The sequence below is a fragment of the Vibrio sp. ZF57 genome (genome assembly GCF_001691235.1).
GTDB classification, from domain to species: Bacteria; Pseudomonadota; Gammaproteobacteria; order Enterobacterales; family Vibrionaceae; genus Vibrio; species Vibrio crassostreae_C.
In genome coordinates this window covers 1-16,396 of the sequence record NZ_MAKD01000108.1, presented here as the reverse complement: position 1 = coordinate 16,396, position 16,396 = coordinate 1, and the positions used below count along the sequence as shown (strand labels likewise).

Here is a 16,396-nt window from a genome sequence, read left to right as displayed (position 1 = left end):
GGTAGCCAACGCTACCCTTTCTGATTTGTAAATTTATCGACCGTTTAACGTATCGATAAGATTTTTTGCCTCTCGACGAATATCATCGCTGCCGTCAACGATTGCCTCTTCTAGAAGCTTAATTGCCCCTTGCGAGTCACTCATCTCGATGTAGATTTTGGCCAAATCAAGCTTACCCGCAGCTTCTGCATTGCTGTCGACATCATAATTGCCAATATCACCGATAACATCAGGGAATTCGTTAAGACCCACATCCAGTTTAAGCTCTTCATCGTCTGGATTAATGACTTCTTCACCTTCTTGCTCGACTTGAGCCATTAGCTCATCAATCGTCATGTACTGCTTATCACGACTGTTGCCTGATTCGGTTAGATTGTCTTGTTCAGCCCAATTCTCTTCTTTGATTTTCGGTTCAGCTTGCTGTTCAGCCGATGCCCAAATCTCTTGTTGGTCATCAGGCACATCATTATGCATGCTCGATTGTTGTTCTGGCGCTAGGTTAAAGCCTTTCCAGTCTTCGCCGCCGACTTCAAGCATGGCGTCAATATCTAACCCTGCGCTATCAATCGAAGTTGCGTCCAATGGCTTATCGAACATGTTGTCGACAGAGTCTTGAACATCTTCAGAAAGCAACTCAGCTAATGCTGTCTCATCAAAGTCATCAAAGCCTTCTAGTGGCTCGTCTTGAACCGCTGCAGGCGTTGAGTTTGGCTCTGAAGCCGCGCTCAGTGATTGTTCTGGCTGTGCAAAACCAGCCGGTTCAGAGTCTTCAGCATTCGAGAAATCATCAGCCTGACTATAGCTCTGCGGATTTGAGAACAGATCATGCAACGCATCTTGCTCTTCGCCTTGTGGGCTGAAAGAAGTCAGTGGTGTTGGCTTCTCAGCAAACGCATCAGAGATGGCTTCATCTTCACCATATTCCGGTAAATCAAACTCATCGAACTCTACGCCTTGGGCTTCCGCCACCGGCTCGGCATTGCTTTGCTCAATATCATCTAAAACAGAGTCTGCTTTTGCGCTTTCTTCATCGTACTCCGGAAGATCAAGGTCATCGAACTCGAACTTCTCTGTGTCAGGCGCTAAGTCTTGCTCTAACTGTGCTTCATCTGGTTCACTCACCACTTCCGCTAACGCATCGTCTTCACCAAACTCTGGTAGTTCGAAGTCATCAAGCGAGAATTCTTCTTCGCTTTCTGGTTTCGCAGTTTCAACTTGTGGTGCAGCATCTAACTGAGGCTCAGCGGTAGGTTGCGATTCAACACTTGATTGAGAGTCTATAGCAGGCGTTGCTGGCTCTGTTGTTGATTCAGCATCAGCTTCCGCTAGTGCGTCTTCTTCACTAAACTCTGGTAAGTCGAAATCATCAAACGAAAACTCTTCGTCGTCTTGCGCCTGAGCTATAACTTGGGCTTCAGTTTGAGGCTCAACACTTGGTTGAGCATCAATAGCTGGCGTTACTGGTTCTGGTGTTGATTCAGCATCAGCTTCCGCTAGTGCATCTTCTTCATTAAACTCTGGCAATTCGAAGTCATCAAACGAGAATTCTTCTTCGCCTTCTTGTCCTAGAACTTCCGCTTGTGGTGTAGCTTCAACTTTCGGTTCAGCGACAGGTGTCACTAGCTCTGGTGTTACGTCAGTTTCCGCTAATGCTTCTGGTTCAGACGCCTCATCTTCAATCAGCCAATCATCGTCTTCTGGCACACCAAATTCATTTGGAATGATCTCTGGCATGTTTGCAGCACGAACTGGCCTGGCTCTGGCTCTGGCTCTGGCTCTGGCTCTGGCTCTGGCTCTGGCTCTGGCAAGGATTCAACGACATCTTCAAGCTGATCGCTACCTTGGATTTTCGGTTCAAAGTCAAAATCAGAGTCAATGTTCGCTGGCGACTCTACATCGTCGATGGCTTCAGCTAACCAGTCTTCAACCGTTTCTTCTTCATCTTCAGAGATATCGTTCAAAGACGATGGCGAAGCTTGCTCTTGTACGTCGGCTTCTTTCGGCTCTGGTTCTTGTTGTGCGGTTTCTTCTTTAACTCGCTCTTCAAAATCTGGTTTGTCAAAATCAGAATTCTCAGATAACAGCGAGTCGATATCCAGTTCATCATCTTCAACCGATGATGCGGTTTCTTGCGCTGATACTTCGTCGCTGTCTAAAAGAGACGCTTGCTCTGGTTCAACCGTATTGTCAATTGATGGTTCAACAGGCTCTTCTATTGCTGGCAACAAATCATTGTCATCAGAAGTCATTAACTCATCAATCAACGCTTCGTCTGTTGTTTCTAGCGAGTCATCAAGCAAAGCATCCGTTGCCGGTGCGACACCGAACAAATCATCGATAAAACCATCACGATTAAAGGCTTCATCATTTTCTGGCTTAATGTCAGAACTTTCTTGAGTCATTTCAGAATCTAACGATTCATCAGTAACGACTTCAGGTTGTGGTGTTTCACTAATGTCCGGATCTTGCTCAGGCTCACCTTCAGAGGTTAACGGAGTAAGCTCAACGTCTGAGTCCTTTTCAGGCTCCTCATTGGCGTTGTCCGAACCAAAGGCTGCGTCTAACTCTTTATCAAACGTCTTATCTTCAGATTCAAGCTCGTCTTCAATGCCACTTGTCAGTAAGTCATCAAATGGGCCTAGAGATTCTGATTTTGATGCATCCGCTAAAAGCTCATCATCTGACAATTCACTATCAAGGAAATCATCCAATAAGTCGGTACTTTCGGCGTCGAGTTCGAAATCATCCTCGTCAGAGTCACCTATTAATTCATCCAAGGTTTCCGTGCTGTCTTCTGCGATGTTGAGGTCATCATCGGTCGATAAACCAGAAAGCTCTTCAAGCTCAGACAGAGAATCAAAGCCAAGAGGTTCGCTTTCAGACTCATCATCCGAATCGTCCCCTAGCATCTCATCAAGAAGGTCTGTCGAGTTACTTAGGTCTACGTCATCGCCTGCCAGTTGCTCATCAAGCAGATCAACGCTGTCTTGAGGTTCTTCATTTACGATGGGCTTATCGAACTGAGACAGAATGTTTTCGATATCATCATCAGACGCCAAACCACTGTTTAGGTTAGTGGCAATCTCATCGTCGCTATCGAGGTTGAAAGGGTCATTCGCTTGATCGTTCTGAGCAGCAACTTGGGCAAAGATGTCATCAATATCATCATTCGCTGTCGGTGAAGCTGGCTCAGGGGACTGTTGTTCAGAGATTAGAGCATCAATATCAAAATCGTCATTGCTCAAATCAACAGGCTTAGTCTCACTTTGTTGCTCAGAGATAAGCGCATCGATGTCAAAATCATCGCTTGCTGGTGTTTCAGTGCTAGAAGGCGAATCATTTTGCTCTTCCGAAATCAGAGCATCAATATCGAAGCTGTCGTCATCTTCGTCATCAAGAGCAAACAGATCATCTAATAAAGATTGGTCTAGCTCGTTGGAACCGAGATCTTCAGTTTCAGACTCTTGAGATAGTAAAGCTTCAATGTCATCAGCAGACATTGCGTTATCATCAGAAAGATCAAAGTCGACATCATCAGTATCGACGGCGCTTTCCGCTGTTTTGTCTAGCGCACGTTCCATCTCTTCAAGGCCAAGCGCTTTCTCTTCGCCATTAACACTAATGCCGTTGCTGCTGTCTAAATCTAGATCGTCGAAGTTGGTGTCTAAATCACCGTTTTCGCCAATGCTAGCAAATGGGTCATCGTCTTCACCATCTAGATTGAAATCGAGATCAGATTCATCTAAACCAGCAAAGACATCATCCTCTTCGGCTAGCGCTTGATCGTCAAACAGCTTGTTGGCGTCATCTTCCGTACCAAACAAGTCATCATCTAAAGACAGCTCGTTAAGGTCGTCCATCTCGTCGCCCAATGTAATAGGTGCAACGGTACTTGGTTCTGGCTGGAGCGGTTGTTCTTGAGTCGTCTGCTGTTGCTCATCATTTTTAGAACGACGGCCTAACAGCATCACAACGATCAAACCAATGAGCAGACCTGGAATAATCGCAAGAGCCGCCACTAACCAACCATTCGATAACAGTTCGTCCATGACACTTGGTGCCATCTTTTCAATTTCGGCGTTCTTTCTGCGCTCTTCATCAAGCAGCTTTTCCACTTCGCTACGAATGCGGTCTTCATCACTGAGCTCTGTTTTTAGCTCATCCACTTCCGATTGAACATTCGATAACATCAAACGAAGTTGGTGATTTTTCTCTTCAAGTGACAGCAGTTCAGTTTCTGAAAGCTCTAGCTGCTTCTCTAACTTGTTCATATCTTGGGTTGGTGCAGATTGAGCTAGAGATGATTGAGTTGGAGACAATGGCTTTTTAGCAGTTTCAGTAGTGCTTACTTGCTTAGCAGGAGTAACATTTTTTGCATCAGAACTCGGCGCTTTGGGTTTTGAAGCGACAGGCTTACTTGCAGGAGCATCAAGCTTAGCAAGATGTGAGTTCATGATGTTGATAGCTTGCTGCGTCGAGCTTGCACGTGCTTGCTCTAAAGAAGGCACGCGTAGATTGCTCGCAGGCAGCAGGCTATGGATATTCTGGTTTTCAAACGCTTGTGGGTTTAAGCGATAAATAGCCAACAGAGTTTGTTGGACTGAAACGGAGTTATCAGGGCGTAACTTTGAGGCAATAGACCACAATGTTTCTGAGCCGCGAGTTGGACCATAGAAACGTGAAGGCTCAGCGCTATTTGATTGCGCTCTTTGAAGTGGTTCTGAAAACGTAGGCGCTGATTGTATCTGGCCATTAGGCCCTACAACTCGAATGGAATCTGCACGAACAACGGAAATCTGAGTCGCAATGATAAAGGCAAAAGGCATTAACCACGGCTTGAAAATTTGAAACATAAAAGGCTCAGCTAGGTGCTTAAATTCGGAAAAGTGATGATCTATTAAATATATCGGATAAATGACGTAAAACTATAGAGATGAAAACAAAAAATGTGTTGCAGCAACAATATTCGCAGCAATTTCACACAATTTGACTAACAATATTTTTAATCGATTAAAAAAGCCCCACTAAAGAGTGAGGCTTTTTTATCAAAGCAATAAAGCTTAGAAGTAATCGCGAATCAGAACTTCAGCGATTTGAACTGCGTTTGTTGCTGCGCCTTTACGAACGTTATCAGCGACAACCCACATGTTTACGCCACTGTGATGGCTGATGTCGTTACGAATACGACCAACCATTACGTGGTCTTTACCACCTGCATCACGAACTTGAGTTGGGAAGTCTAGCGCTTGGAATACTTCAACACCTTCTGTGTTCTCTAGAAGCTGAACCACTTGCTCTGCACCGATTGGTGCGCGAGTTTCAATGTGTAGAGATTCTGCGTGACCGTAAAATACTGGTACGCGGACACAAGTCGGGTTCACTGTGATTGAAGAGTCAGCAAAGATTTTTTGAGTTTCCCAAACCATCTTCATCTCTTCACGCGTGTAGCCATTCTCTGTAAATTCATCGATTTGAGGAATACAGTTGAAAGCGATTTGTTGTGAGAACGCTGAGTTTTCAGCTGGCATACCGTTAAGAAGCTTAGCCGTTTGACCCGCTAGCTCATCGATACCTGGCTTACCTGCACCAGACACAGATTGGTAAGTTGAAACGTTAATACGCTCAAGGCCCACTTCATCGTGAATTGGTTTTAGCGCTACTACCATTTGGATAGTCGAGCAGTTAGGGTTCGCGATGATGTTACGGTTACGGAACTCAGCAATCGCTTCAGGGTTCACTTCAGGAACAACCAGAGGAACATCGTATTCGTAACGGAAGCGTGATGTGTTATCGATGACAACCACACCTTCATCAGCCGCAATTGGAGCCCAACGCTCTGAAAGCTCGCTACCTGCAGAGAAAAACGCAATATGTACTTGAGACCAATCGAAGTCTTCTACGTTTTGTACTTGTATTGTTTTGCCGTTAAAACGGGAAGTTTTGCCTTCACTACGTTCACTTGCTAGTAAGTGCATTTCACCGACAGGGAATTTACGCTCTTTAAGTACTTCAAGAATGGTTTCACCAACCGCACCAGTCGCACCTAAAATAGCAATATTAAATTCTTGGCTCATTGTTTCTCTCTTTTATAAAGTTGGCTTTACCATAAAACCGAGTTTAGATAACGGCGTTAAATTACAAGATTCGTCGCCCGTTAACTCGACTGCACTGTACTCTCTGCGGTCCCAATATTCTTTACGCATCTTGTCAAAAGAACCCGGCGTAACGATATTGCGACGGAATAAGGCGTCGTCTTTGCGCACATCATAGATCAACTGAGTCAAATTGTGCAGTGTTGCTTCATCCCAAGCTCTATCTAATTTCATTTGAGGTACAGGCGCTGTCGGCAATAAGTCGCTTGCATACGCACGCTGTTCAGTACCTAAAAATTCACAATAACTGTTGAAGATCATCGTGGTACCACGCGCTTTACCTTCTAAACCGTAGCCCGCTACGTGAGGCGTTGCAAAAGCGAGTAACGGAAGAAGCTCAAAGTCGACTTCAGGTTCAAACTCAAACACATCAAGCACTGCAGTGAAACCATCGGCTTTTTGCAGGCGAGCTTTTAGCGCTTGGTTATCAACAACTGGGCCACGAGCCGCATTAATCAGGATTTGATCAGCACGTAAGTTGTTCAGCACTTGCTCACTGATCAAGTGATGCGTTGGATACTCACCCGTCTTAGTGATTGGCGTGTGTAATGTAATAACGTCTGATTGTTCAAGCAAAGTCTCTAACTCAGTAAATTCGCGAGTATCACCCTCTTGCTGTTTTAGAGGGTCGTTCAGCAGAACTTTGATACCAATACCTTCAAGGCACTTCGCTAAGTAACTGCCCACTTGACCACAGCCGATAATACCAACCGTTTTATCAAAAACAGAAAAGCCTTGTTGCTGCGCAAGCACCATCATCGCACTGAACGCGTACTCAGCAACACCCACCTTGTTACAACCAGGTGCCGCAGTAAAGAAAATACCACGCTCTTTCATCAACTCTTGGTCAACGTGATCCATGCCAGCCGTCGCAGTACCAACAAACTTCAGCTTATTGGCTTTGCTGATCAATGACTCGTTTACCTTGGTAACAGAGCGAATCATCAATGCGTCTACGTCAACTAGGTCGTCAGCTGTTAATGTGCGACCAGACTTCATTGTCACTTCCCCTAGCTGGCTAAAAAGCGCTTCAGCGTAAGGCATATTTTCGTCGATTAAGATTTTCATTTGGCGAGTACTTTTGTTGGGGTCTATCGACCTAAATGTGAATTGAAATGATTGTGCAAAATTCCACACACGGTGTCGAGTAGCAATTGGAATACATTATAAATAAAGGGCTGAATCACTGAGTCTGCACAAACAACAGGCATAAGATTCCATACCCAAATCTCAAACGGCTAAAACGAAAAATGCCCGATTGAATAAACAATCGGGCAAACATCCAGAACAAAAGGATCCTATCTCGCTCTCCAGGAGACAGAGTCTTGCGTCTGTTCAACCAGTACTAACCAAAGTCAGTACTGGTCAAGCTCTGGAAACCTTTCAATCTCTAAACCCAGATTTAAAAACTATGTTCAAAAAACACGTTTACCAACCTGCGTCTAAAAACTTTGTTCTGATGGTCATTATTACTGGGTGACCTGTGCGTGTTGAATCGGCACTAGCGCAACCCTTTAACGATTAACCTTGTCTCTGTAACTCAAGCTTAAGTTAAGCTTGGTACTTTTTGATTACTAGTGTTGCGTTCGTACCGCCGAAACCAAAACTGTTAGACATAACTGTAGTTAGCTCTTGATCACGAGCTTCAGTTACGATGTCTAGGCCAGCAGCAGCTTCGTCTAGGTTCGAAACGTTAATGCTTGGAGCGATAAAGCCGTTATCTAGCATTAGCGTTGAGTAAATAGCTTCGTGTACGCCAGCAGCACCTAGAGCGTGACCTGTCATCGCTTTAGTTGCAGAAATTGCTGGGCTGTTGCCACCAAATACTTCTTGGATAGCGCCTAGCTCTTTAACGTCGCCAACTGGAGTTGAAGTACCGTGAGTGTTCACGTAATCAACGCCATCAACGTTTTGCATCGCCATCTTCATACAACGAACCGCACCTTCACCAGAAGGAGCAACCATGTCGTAGCCATCTGAAGTTGCGCCGTAGCCTACGATTTCACCGTAGATTTTTGCGCCACGAGCAACAGCGTGCTCAAGCTCTTCGATAACTAACATGCCGCCGCCACCAGAGATAACGAAACCATCACGGTCTGCATCGTAGGTACGAGAAGCCAGCTCTGGCGTATCGTTGTACTTAGTAGAAAGTGCGCCCATTGCGTCGAACATCATAGTCAGAGACCAATCCAGTTCTTCACCGCCACCAGCGAATACAACGTCTTGCTTACCAAGTTGGATAAGCTCCATTGCGTGACCAATACAGTGTGCAGATGTCGCACATGCAGAGCTCATAGAGTAGTTCACACCACGGATTTTGAAAGGAGTTGCTAGACAAGCAGAAACCGTAGAAGCCATTGTACGTGGAACCATGTATGGACCAACGCGCTTCACGCCTTTCTCACGGATGATGTCTACCGCGTTTACTTGGTTTAGAGATGAAGCACCACCTGAACCCGCAACGATACCCGTGCGGTCATTAGATACTTGATCTTCAGTTAAGCCAGAATCAGCAATTGCTTGCTCCATTGAAAGATAAGCGAATGCCGCTGCATCACCCATAAAGCGCATTTTTTTGCGATCGATATGGTCAGCAGGGTTCATTTTTAGGTTACCCCATACTTGAGAGCGCAAGCCATTTTCCTTGAACTGCTCTGAAGCGGTAATACCAGATTTACCCTCTTTCAGTGATGCTAAAACTTCTTCGACGTTGTTACCGATACTTGAAACAATACCCATACCGGTGATTACGACTCGTTTCATGTGACATTCCTATAATTCTAAATTCAGCTAGATGATAACTAAGAAGCCTAACAAAAGTGGTCAGCTTTCCTAGAAATTCGTACAATCCCTACCAACATATCGCTTCAAATCACAAAATGATAGATTTTATGACTTCAATTACTAATGCAGAACTGGAATGGAATGAGTCTGGCACGCCAGTTTCAGACCAATTTGACGACGTTTACTTCTCCAATGTTAACGGTTTAGAAGAAACTCGCTACGTCTTTTTAAAGCAAAACCACCTTCCAGAGCGTTGGCTTGAACATGAACAACGCCGCTTTGTGATTGCTGAAACCGGCTTTGGCACAGGTTTGAACTTTCTTGCAGTTTGGCAATGGTTCGATGCTTTTCTTAAAGATAACCCACAAGCGATGACCAAAGAGTTACATTTCATCAGTTTTGAAAAATATCCTTTAAATAAAGAGGATCTCATCAAAGCACACCAATCGTGGCCAGAATTAGCCGAGTATGCGACGCAACTCCAAGAACACTACCCTATTGCTCTACCTGAATGTCACCGCATTGTGCTGGGCGACGGTGCAATCACGCTTGATTTGTGGTTTGGCGATATTAAAGATTGCATGCCCAACGTACCAACCCCGCGTGAAGGTTTGGTTGATGCTTGGTTCTTAGACGGTTTTGCTCCGAGCAAGAACCCAGAGATGTGGAATCAAAACCTATTCAACGGCATGGCTAAGCTCGCTAAGCAAGATTGTAGCTGCGCCACCTTCACCGCTGCTGGCTTTGTTCGCCGTGGCTTAATTGAAGCTGGCTTTGAAATGAAAAAGGTCAAAGGCTTTGGTACTAAGCGAGAAATGGTCGCCGGCCGACTTGGCGAAAAGCACGCTCACACCAACATCAAACCTTGGTATGGCCTCGCTCAACACACTGAATCCCAAGACATTGCGATCATTGGTGGTGGTGTCGCCAGTGCTGCATTAGCCAAAACGCTAAGCCGTCGTGGTAAAAACATCACCCTTTATTGTGAACATCCACAAGCTGCGGGCAATGCCTCAGGTAACAACCAAGGTGCGATTTACCCGCTATTAAGCGAAGCGACCTCGAACGTGTCTCGCGTGTTTGGCCCGGGATTACTGTTTGCTCGTCAATTTATTAATCAAGCGGCTCAGTCTATTCAATTTGATCACAGTTGGTGTGGCGTGAACATCTTGATGTGGGATCAAGGCTCCACTAAAAAGCTCAACCGCATGTTGGAAGGCAACTTCCACACCGACCTGATTCAGCGTTTATCGCCAGAGCAAGCCAACGAAAAGATTGGCTTACCCGTCGATAAAGAGAGTGTTTACTTTCCGCTGGGTGGTTGGCTAAGCCCTCTGCAACTGACTCAAGGCTTGATTAGCAAGTTAGAAGAGAACAACCAAGTAAGCGCGCACTATCAACATCAAGTAACGCAACTTGAGTGGCTCGAAGCTGAACAACAATGGATACTGACGATGGATACACCTCAAGGTGAGATTCAAACCAAGCACGACCAAGTAGTTGTCGCAAACGGACACAAGTTCACTCAGTTTGAACAAACTCAGCCAGTACCACTGACTCCGGTTAAAGGCCAAGTGAGCCATATTCCGACCACGGAAAATCTCAGCCAGCTAAAAACCGTGTTGTGCTTTGATGGCTATTTGACGCCACAGAACCCCAACAATGGTCATCACTGTATTGGTGCGAACTACGACAAAACCAATATCGACCAAGAATTTGATATTGAGGTTCAGCAGCACAATGGCGAGCGCCTACATGGGTCACTACCAGACCAAGCATGGACAAAAGATGTCGATACCAGTGACAACTTAGCGCGCCAAGGTATCCGAAGCGTAAGCCGTGACCACCTTCCGTTTGTCGGAAACGTTGGTGACTTTGAAGCCATTAAGGAGCAGTACCAAGATCTCCACAACTTCAACCCGCAGCGTGACTCGGTTGAGGATGTAGAAACGGTAACAAGCTTCCCTAACCTTTATTGCTTTATCGGACTGGGTTCACGTGGTTTGAGCTCTGCACCATTATTGGCTGAAGTATTAGCATCACAGATCTGTGGCGATCCGCTGCCCTTGCCTGTTGATGTGCTTGAGGCGATTCACCCAAGTCGAATGTGGGTACGCAGACTGCGTAAAGGTAAGGCATTAACGGCTGGATGGGTTGCTGACAAGCATTCTAAATCAAAGCCGTAGTTTCTAGTTCAGCTATTTTGAACATCTGAAATTTCTGAATATCTGAAACTAATAAGTTAAAAGCTAAAAAGCCCTACGTGACTAAGTTAAGTCGCTCGGTTTTTTTGTTATTCGTGTTGATCTAAACTGATGTTCTAAATGGAGCAGTATTTACAGCTTAGCAACCGCGTCTTTAATCTGTAGAGCAATCTCTTCGTTGCTGATAGAGCCCGACTCAAAATCAAAGTTATCGTAGAAGCTTGGTACTGAAACTGACGCTTGCACGTTGCCACCGAAGTAAGGTGCAGAACCTGTCGCTGCACCAAGTACCGTTTGTGCGCCACCAGGGCCCGGTGAAGTCGCTAGGTAAACCGCCGGCTTCTCGCCAAACACTGAACGCTCAATACGTGTCGCCCAGTCAAATAGGTTTTTATACGCTGCTGGGTAGTGACCATTGTGTTCTGCGAACGAGATAACAAACGCATCAGCTTCAGCTAGGTCGCGTAGGAATGCTTGAGCACCTTCCGCTTGGCCAATCTCTTTTTCAGTGTCTTCACTGAACATAGGAACATTGTAATCGTTGATGTCTAGGACTTTTACTTCAGCACCTTCAATCAAGTTTGCTGCGTAAGTTGCTAGTGTTTTGTTGATTGAGGTAGAACTTGTGCTTGCGCCAAATGCGATAACTTTCATGATGTGACCTTTCTGTAATTCCGTTAAGTGGGATTAGAATAACGTAGTAAGAAAATGTAACCATCACAAGAAATGAACGGACTCATTCAAAAATTTCGAACGAGTCTCAAATAAACCAGTTCGCTCAGCAAAATGGGAAAGGAAGGGACTGAGCGGATAGTATTAATACATCGAGATTAAGCTTGGTTTTGTAGCTCAACCCAAAGGTCATTAACGATAGTGCGGTCTGCTGGTGTTAGTTCAGAGCGAGCGTCGTCTAGGCTCTGTTCAATACGAGCTTTTACTTCAGCCACATCTTCAATGCCTTCTTCTTCACATGAAGCCACTGAAAGAGAAATATGACCACGTAAGTAACCACCAGCAAACAGTTCATCGTCTGATGCGTTTTCAATGCGAGCATCAATTACTTCAAGTAGTTTTTCTTCAAATTCGATAATCATAATATTCTCTTATTTCACAATAAATTGGCTAGTACATAAAGGTTCTACATCGTAGAAGCTGCGCAATGCTTCAGAGAGCATTTTTACTCGAGGCGGAAGACCAGCGTCAAAGATACCCATGACTTCACTGTGTACTTTATTCATAAAGGCCAAACGATCTGGCTCAAAATCGCCGTGTAGATTGTCACAGCTGACATTAAAAGGAAAGCCCGCACTCATCGCAATTATCCATTCATACGCTTGTGGGCGAATTTCTACTTTTTCAAACTCAGCTTGAACCGCCTCAGTTCGACCATCAGGCTCATACCAATAGCCAAAATCTTCCAGTAAACGACGCTCAGGCCCAGCAACGCACCAGTGTGCGATCTCATGGAGTGCAGAGGCGTAAAAGCCACGTGCGAACACGATTCGATGGTGTGGGATAGTATCATCAGCAGGCAAATAGATCGGCTCATCAGCCCCTAGCTCTAGTTTGGTATTAAAGCTTTCAAAAAAGGTCTGATTGAAGATATCGATAATGTCTGAGTATTGGTGTGTCATAAAATCAAATTTAAGTAAAAATAACTGGGGCATTTTGCTTTTTTTTAAGCGCTCGGTAAAGCCCTATCAAGCGTAATGACATCGGGTTCGCCATTATACTTTGCAGTGACAATCGATTGCCATTCCCAGATTACACCACTTTAAGGTGAATGATTAGTTTAGCTAATCTGAAACGCCCATTCACGGTACAAATATTCATTCGTCAACAAGCATTTTTACTACTACACTCGCGCTTCATTTTATATCCCTAAGGCCTATAAGACTCGAGTTTATAGACCTAAATTATAGAGCTACAGCAATGCTACTAAGTGTTTTGTATATCATTGGCATCACGGCAGAAGCCATGACCGGCGCTCTCAGTGCAGGCAAACAAAAAATGGATTGGTTTGGTGTAATGTTGGTTGCGAGCGCAACGGCAATTGGCGGCGGTACAGTACGCGATATCTTACTTGGCCATTACCCTTTAGGTTGGGTTGAAAACCCTCAGTATCTGGCCATCACCTGTATAGCAGGTGTTATTACAACCGGGTTGGCGAAATGGGTTATCAAGCTAAAAGGTTTGTTTATTCGCTTGGATGCCTTAGGCCTAATCGTATTCAGTATCATTGGTACCAAAGTAGCGATGACCATGGGTCTGCACCCGATGATTTGCATGGTATCGGCATTAGTGACAGGTGTCTTTGGTGGTTTGTTACGTGACCTTATCTGTCGTCAAACACCATTGGTGTTACATGAAGAGCTGTATGCCTCTGTCGCACTTGTCGCTTCAGGTTTGTACCTAGGTTTGCTTGAGCTTGGCATCAACGACGTCACGGCGACAATTGTGACGCTTGTAGTTGGTTACTTGCTGCGCATGGCGGCTGTAAGATTCAAATGGAGTTTGCCTTCGTTCCAGCTTGATCCTGAAAGTTCAGTGCATTAATGGATTAAGAGCCTTAAGCTGCTAGCTGTCTTTAATGACGATAGTCGCTAACCGGACGAATAATCCTGCTAATGTGAAAAAGGGTTACTTCATTACGAAGCAACCCTTTTTTGTTTCTACCAATTCTATTCTAAATAAAAAGAAGCAGAATTAGATTTGTGGTGTTTCAGTTGTCACACCAAAGTTTTGACCACGATGACGTAGCAAGTGGTCAAGCAGCACGATAGCCAGCATTGCTTCTGCAATAGGTACCGCACGGATGCCAACACATGGATCGTGACGACCTTTCGTGATTAGCTGCGTTGCTTCACCATCTTTCGTGATTGTGTCACCAGGTACAGTGATGCTTGATGTTGGTTTAAGCGCGATGCTTGCCACAATATCTTGGCCAGTAGAAATACCACCTAAGATACCGCCAGCATGGTTGCTGCTGAAACCTTCTGGAGTTAATGGATCACGGTGTTCACTACCGCGTTGATTAACCACATCAAAACCATCACCAATCTCAACACCTTTCACCGCATTGATGCTCATTAGAGCGTGCGCGATGTCTGCATCTAGACGGTCAAAGATTGGCTCACCAAGGCCTACAGGCACTTTAGTCGCAACCACTTGAATCTTCGCACCGATCGAGTTGCCTTCTTTTAGCAAGTCACGAATCAGTTGATCAAATTCTGGTACTTTGTCGGCATCTGGACAGAAGAAAGCGTTGTTTTCAATCTCGTTCCAATCCACTTTATCAATTGAGATATCACCCATTTGAGAAAGGTAAGCTTGGATTTCAACACCAAATTCTTGTTTTAGGTATTTCTTCGCAATTGCACCTGCAGCAACACGCATTGCAGTTTCACGAGCTGAAGAACGACCACCACCTCGGTAATCACGCACACCGTACTTTTGATGGTACGTATAGTCAGCGTGGCCAGGGCGGAACTTGTCTTTAATTTCGGAATAGTCTTTAGAGCGTTGGTCTGTATTTTCAATCAATAGACCAATAGAAGTACCCGTAGTTTGGCCTTCAAATACACCTGATAAGATTTTCACTTCATCCGCTTCACGACGAGCCGTTGTATAGCGAGAAGTGCCCGGACGACGACGGTCCAGATCTTTCTGCAGATCTTCTTCGGTAATTTCTAATCCTGGTGGGCACCCGTCTACGATACATCCTAGTGCGATACCGTGACTCTCTCCGAATGTGGCCACTCGAAAGTGTTGTCCGATACTGTTTCCTGCCATTGCTTCCTCTAAATCAGCCATCAATCAGAAGGTTTGATTCCTAAACCGACTGGCTAATAGCTTTACTTGTCTATTCTTCGTGAATTCATAGTGGCTTTATTACCAAATGATGTAAACCCCAAAAAACGAACAATTTTAACTTTCTATTACATAAGCCGAATGAAACGAATAACAGAAGAAAATGAGTCGCGCTTGAAAAGAAGTGTTTTATGATATGTAAAATGCAAAAAACCCGACAACTCGGAGAGTTATCGGGTTTCTTTAAATAATGGCACGCCCTGAAGGATTCGAACCTTCGACCACCTCCTTAGAAGGGAGGTGCTCTATCCAGCTGAGCTAAGGGCGCGCTACAGGAACGAATTATACGAATTCGAATCAGTAAAGCAACGGCTTTATGTAACATTCTGATCTAAGTGGGTAAAAAAAGGCCAACAAACATATAAGTGTTGGAAAATAGAGCAAAGCAAACGTTTGCTTGATGGTAATCAAAAAGATTTTCTGGAATAATGCGCCAAAAACATCAGCCACTAACTTGAATATCAATACTAAGGAAATTCATGACTGCTCAAAATATTGATGGAAAGCTAATTTCTCAAACGGTTCGCTCCGAAGTTGCTGCACGTGTAAAAGCTCGTACTGAAGCTGGATTACGCGCTCCGGGCCTAGCGGTTGTTTTAGTGGGTGAAGACCCTGCTTCTCAGGTTTACGTTGGAAGTAAGCGTAAAGCGTGTGAAGAAGTTGGCTTCGTATCTAAATCTTACGACTTGCCAGCCACTGCGACAGAAGACGAATTGTTAACACTGGTAGACCAACTGAACGACGATCCAGAGATCGACGGTATTCTTGTTCAACTGCCTCTACCAGCTGGCATTGATAGCACTCACGTTCTTGAGCGTATCACGCCAGAAAAAGACGTTGATGGCTTCCACCCCTACAATGTCGGCCGTTTGGCTCAGCGCATGCCTAAGCTTCGCTCTTGCACGCCAAAAGGCATCATCACGCTGCTTGACCGTTACAACATCGACTTACGTGGTAAGCACGCGGTTGTGGTTGGCGCATCAAACATCGTAGGTCGCCCAATGACGCTAGAGCTTCTTCTAGCAGGTTGTACGACGACAACATGTCACCGCTTCACCAAAGACCTTGAAGGTCACGTGCGTCAAGCAGACGTTGTTGTAGTTGCCGTTGGTAAACCTAACTTCATTCCTGGCGCTTGGATTAAGAAAGGCGCTGTTGTGGTCGATGTGGGTATCAACCGTTTGGAATCTGGCAAACTAGTGGGTGACGTTGAATACGACGTAGCGAAAGAAAGCGCAAGCTTCATCACACCTGTGCCGGGTGGTGTTGGCCCAATGACGGTGGCGAGCCTAATCGAGAACACCATGATCGCTTGCGAGCAATTTCACTCGAAATAGTCCGCAGCGCATATAAATAAATTAGAAAGCCGCAACGTGATGAACGTTG

Annotated in this window: 10 protein-coding genes, 1 tRNA gene and 1 pseudogene; 3 read left to right on the top strand and 9 right to left on the bottom strand. The window is 45.1% G+C overall.

What is annotated here, in order from left to right; all coding sequences use genetic code 11:
• Positions 1-33: 33 nt before the first annotated feature.
• The 4 genes and pseudogenes from A6D97_RS16615 to fabB form a co-directional block, all read right to left on the bottom strand.
• Positions 34-4,853 (bottom strand): annotated as a pseudogene (locus A6D97_RS16615) (FimV/HubP family polar landmark protein).
• A 207-nt stretch (positions 4,854-5,060) separates the two neighbouring features.
• Positions 5,061-6,074 carry an aspartate-semialdehyde dehydrogenase gene (locus tag A6D97_RS16610; protein WP_017062350.1) on the bottom strand — a complete coding sequence of 338 codons (1,014 nt, stop codon included), beginning with the start codon at positions 6,072-6,074 and terminating at the stop codon, positions 5,061-5,063.
• A gap of 12 nt (positions 6,075-6,086) precedes the next feature.
• Positions 6,087-7,220 (bottom strand): 4-phosphoerythronate dehydrogenase, encoded by a 1,134-nt coding sequence (locus A6D97_RS16605; RefSeq protein ID WP_017062351.1) that lies wholly within the window; start codon positions 7,218-7,220, stop codon positions 6,087-6,089.
• 483 nt (positions 7,221-7,703) lie between these two features.
• Positions 7,704-8,915 (bottom strand): beta-ketoacyl-ACP synthase I, encoded by a 1,212-nt coding sequence (gene fabB, locus A6D97_RS16600; protein ID WP_017062353.1) that lies wholly within the window; start codon positions 8,913-8,915, stop codon positions 7,704-7,706.
• Between the two features lie 128 nt (positions 8,916-9,043).
• Here fabB and mnmC point away from each other — a divergent pair, with 128 nt between their 5' ends.
• Positions 9,044-11,122: a bifunctional tRNA (5-methylaminomethyl-2-thiouridine)(34)-methyltransferase MnmD/FAD-dependent 5-carboxymethylaminomethyl-2-thiouridine(34) oxidoreductase MnmC gene (gene mnmC, locus A6D97_RS16595; protein ID WP_065584848.1), complete on the top strand. Its 2,079-nt coding sequence runs from the start codon at positions 9,044-9,046 to the stop codon at positions 11,120-11,122.
• 150 nt (positions 11,123-11,272) lie between these two features.
• Here mnmC and A6D97_RS16590 read toward each other — a convergent pair whose 3' ends face one another.
• The 3 genes from A6D97_RS16590 to A6D97_RS16580 all read right to left on the bottom strand — a co-directional run bounded on the left by A6D97_RS16590 (position 11,273) and on the right by A6D97_RS16580 (position 12,774).
• A complete protein-coding gene (locus A6D97_RS16590; RefSeq protein WP_017070306.1) occupies positions 11,273-11,794 on the bottom strand; it encodes an NADPH-dependent FMN reductase in 522 nt (173 codons plus the stop codon).
• A 176-nt stretch (positions 11,795-11,970) separates the two neighbouring features.
• A complete protein-coding gene (locus A6D97_RS16585; protein WP_017063425.1) occupies positions 11,971-12,234 on the bottom strand; it encodes a YfcL family protein in 264 nt (87 codons plus the stop codon).
• Positions 12,235-12,243: 9 nt separating this feature from the next.
• The gene (locus A6D97_RS16580) at positions 12,244-12,774 is read right to left on the bottom strand and encodes an elongation factor P hydroxylase (RefSeq protein ID WP_065584847.1); all 531 of its coding nucleotides are present in this window, start codon (positions 12,772-12,774) and stop codon (positions 12,244-12,246) included.
• Between the two features lie 298 nt (positions 12,775-13,072).
• Here A6D97_RS16580 and A6D97_RS16575 point away from each other — a divergent pair, with 298 nt between their 5' ends.
• Complete coding sequence (locus tag A6D97_RS16575) at positions 13,073-13,696, top strand: trimeric intracellular cation channel family protein (protein WP_017062358.1); 624 nt, start codon at positions 13,073-13,075, stop codon at positions 13,694-13,696.
• Between the two features lie 150 nt (positions 13,697-13,846).
• Here the strand turns inward: A6D97_RS16575 and aroC are convergent, their stop codons facing one another.
• Both aroC and A6D97_RS16565 read right to left on the bottom strand, forming a co-directional pair.
• Positions 13,847-14,932 carry a chorismate synthase gene (gene aroC / locus A6D97_RS16570; protein ID WP_065584859.1) on the bottom strand — a complete coding sequence of 362 codons (1,086 nt, stop codon included), beginning with the start codon at positions 14,930-14,932 and terminating at the stop codon, positions 13,847-13,849.
• Positions 14,933-15,201: 269 nt separating this feature from the next.
• Positions 15,202-15,278 (bottom strand) — tRNA-Arg (locus tag A6D97_RS16565).
• 211 nt (positions 15,279-15,489) lie between these two features.
• Here A6D97_RS16565 and folD point away from each other — a divergent pair.
• Entirely contained in the window at positions 15,490-16,347 is an 858-nt protein-coding gene (folD, locus tag A6D97_RS16560; RefSeq protein WP_017062367.1) for a bifunctional methylenetetrahydrofolate dehydrogenase/methenyltetrahydrofolate cyclohydrolase FolD, read from the top strand.
• Positions 16,348-16,396 lie beyond the last annotated feature (49 nt).

Bases quoted from the DNA above. Each gene is read 5' to 3' on its own strand.
- A6D97_RS16610 (WP_017062350.1), bottom strand. From the start codon at position 6,074: ATGAGCCAAGAATTTAATATTGCTATTTTAGGTGCGACTGGTGCGGTT.
- A6D97_RS16605 (WP_017062351.1), bottom strand. From the start codon at position 7,220: ATGAAAATCTTAATCGACGAAAATATGCCTTACGCTGAAGCGCTTTTT.
- fabB (WP_017062353.1), bottom strand. From the start codon at position 8,915: ATGAAACGAGTCGTAATCACCGGTATGGGTATTGTTTCAAGTATCGGT.
- mnmC (WP_065584848.1), top strand. From the start codon at position 9,044: ATGACTTCAATTACTAATGCAGAACTGGAATGGAATGAGTCTGGCACG.
- A6D97_RS16590 (WP_017070306.1), bottom strand. From the start codon at position 11,794: ATGAAAGTTATCGCATTTGGCGCAAGCACAAGTTCTACCTCAATCAAC.
- A6D97_RS16585 (WP_017063425.1), bottom strand. From the start codon at position 12,234: ATGATTATCGAATTTGAAGAAAAACTACTTGAAGTAATTGATGCTCGC.
- A6D97_RS16580 (WP_065584847.1), bottom strand. From the start codon at position 12,774: ATGACACACCAATACTCAGACATTATCGATATCTTCAATCAGACCTTT.
- A6D97_RS16575 (WP_017062358.1), top strand. From the start codon at position 13,073: ATGCTACTAAGTGTTTTGTATATCATTGGCATCACGGCAGAAGCCATG.
- aroC (WP_065584859.1), bottom strand. From the start codon at position 14,932: ATGGCAGGAAACAGTATCGGACAACACTTTCGAGTGGCCACATTCGGA.
- folD (WP_017062367.1), top strand. From the start codon at position 15,490: ATGACTGCTCAAAATATTGATGGAAAGCTAATTTCTCAAACGGTTCGC.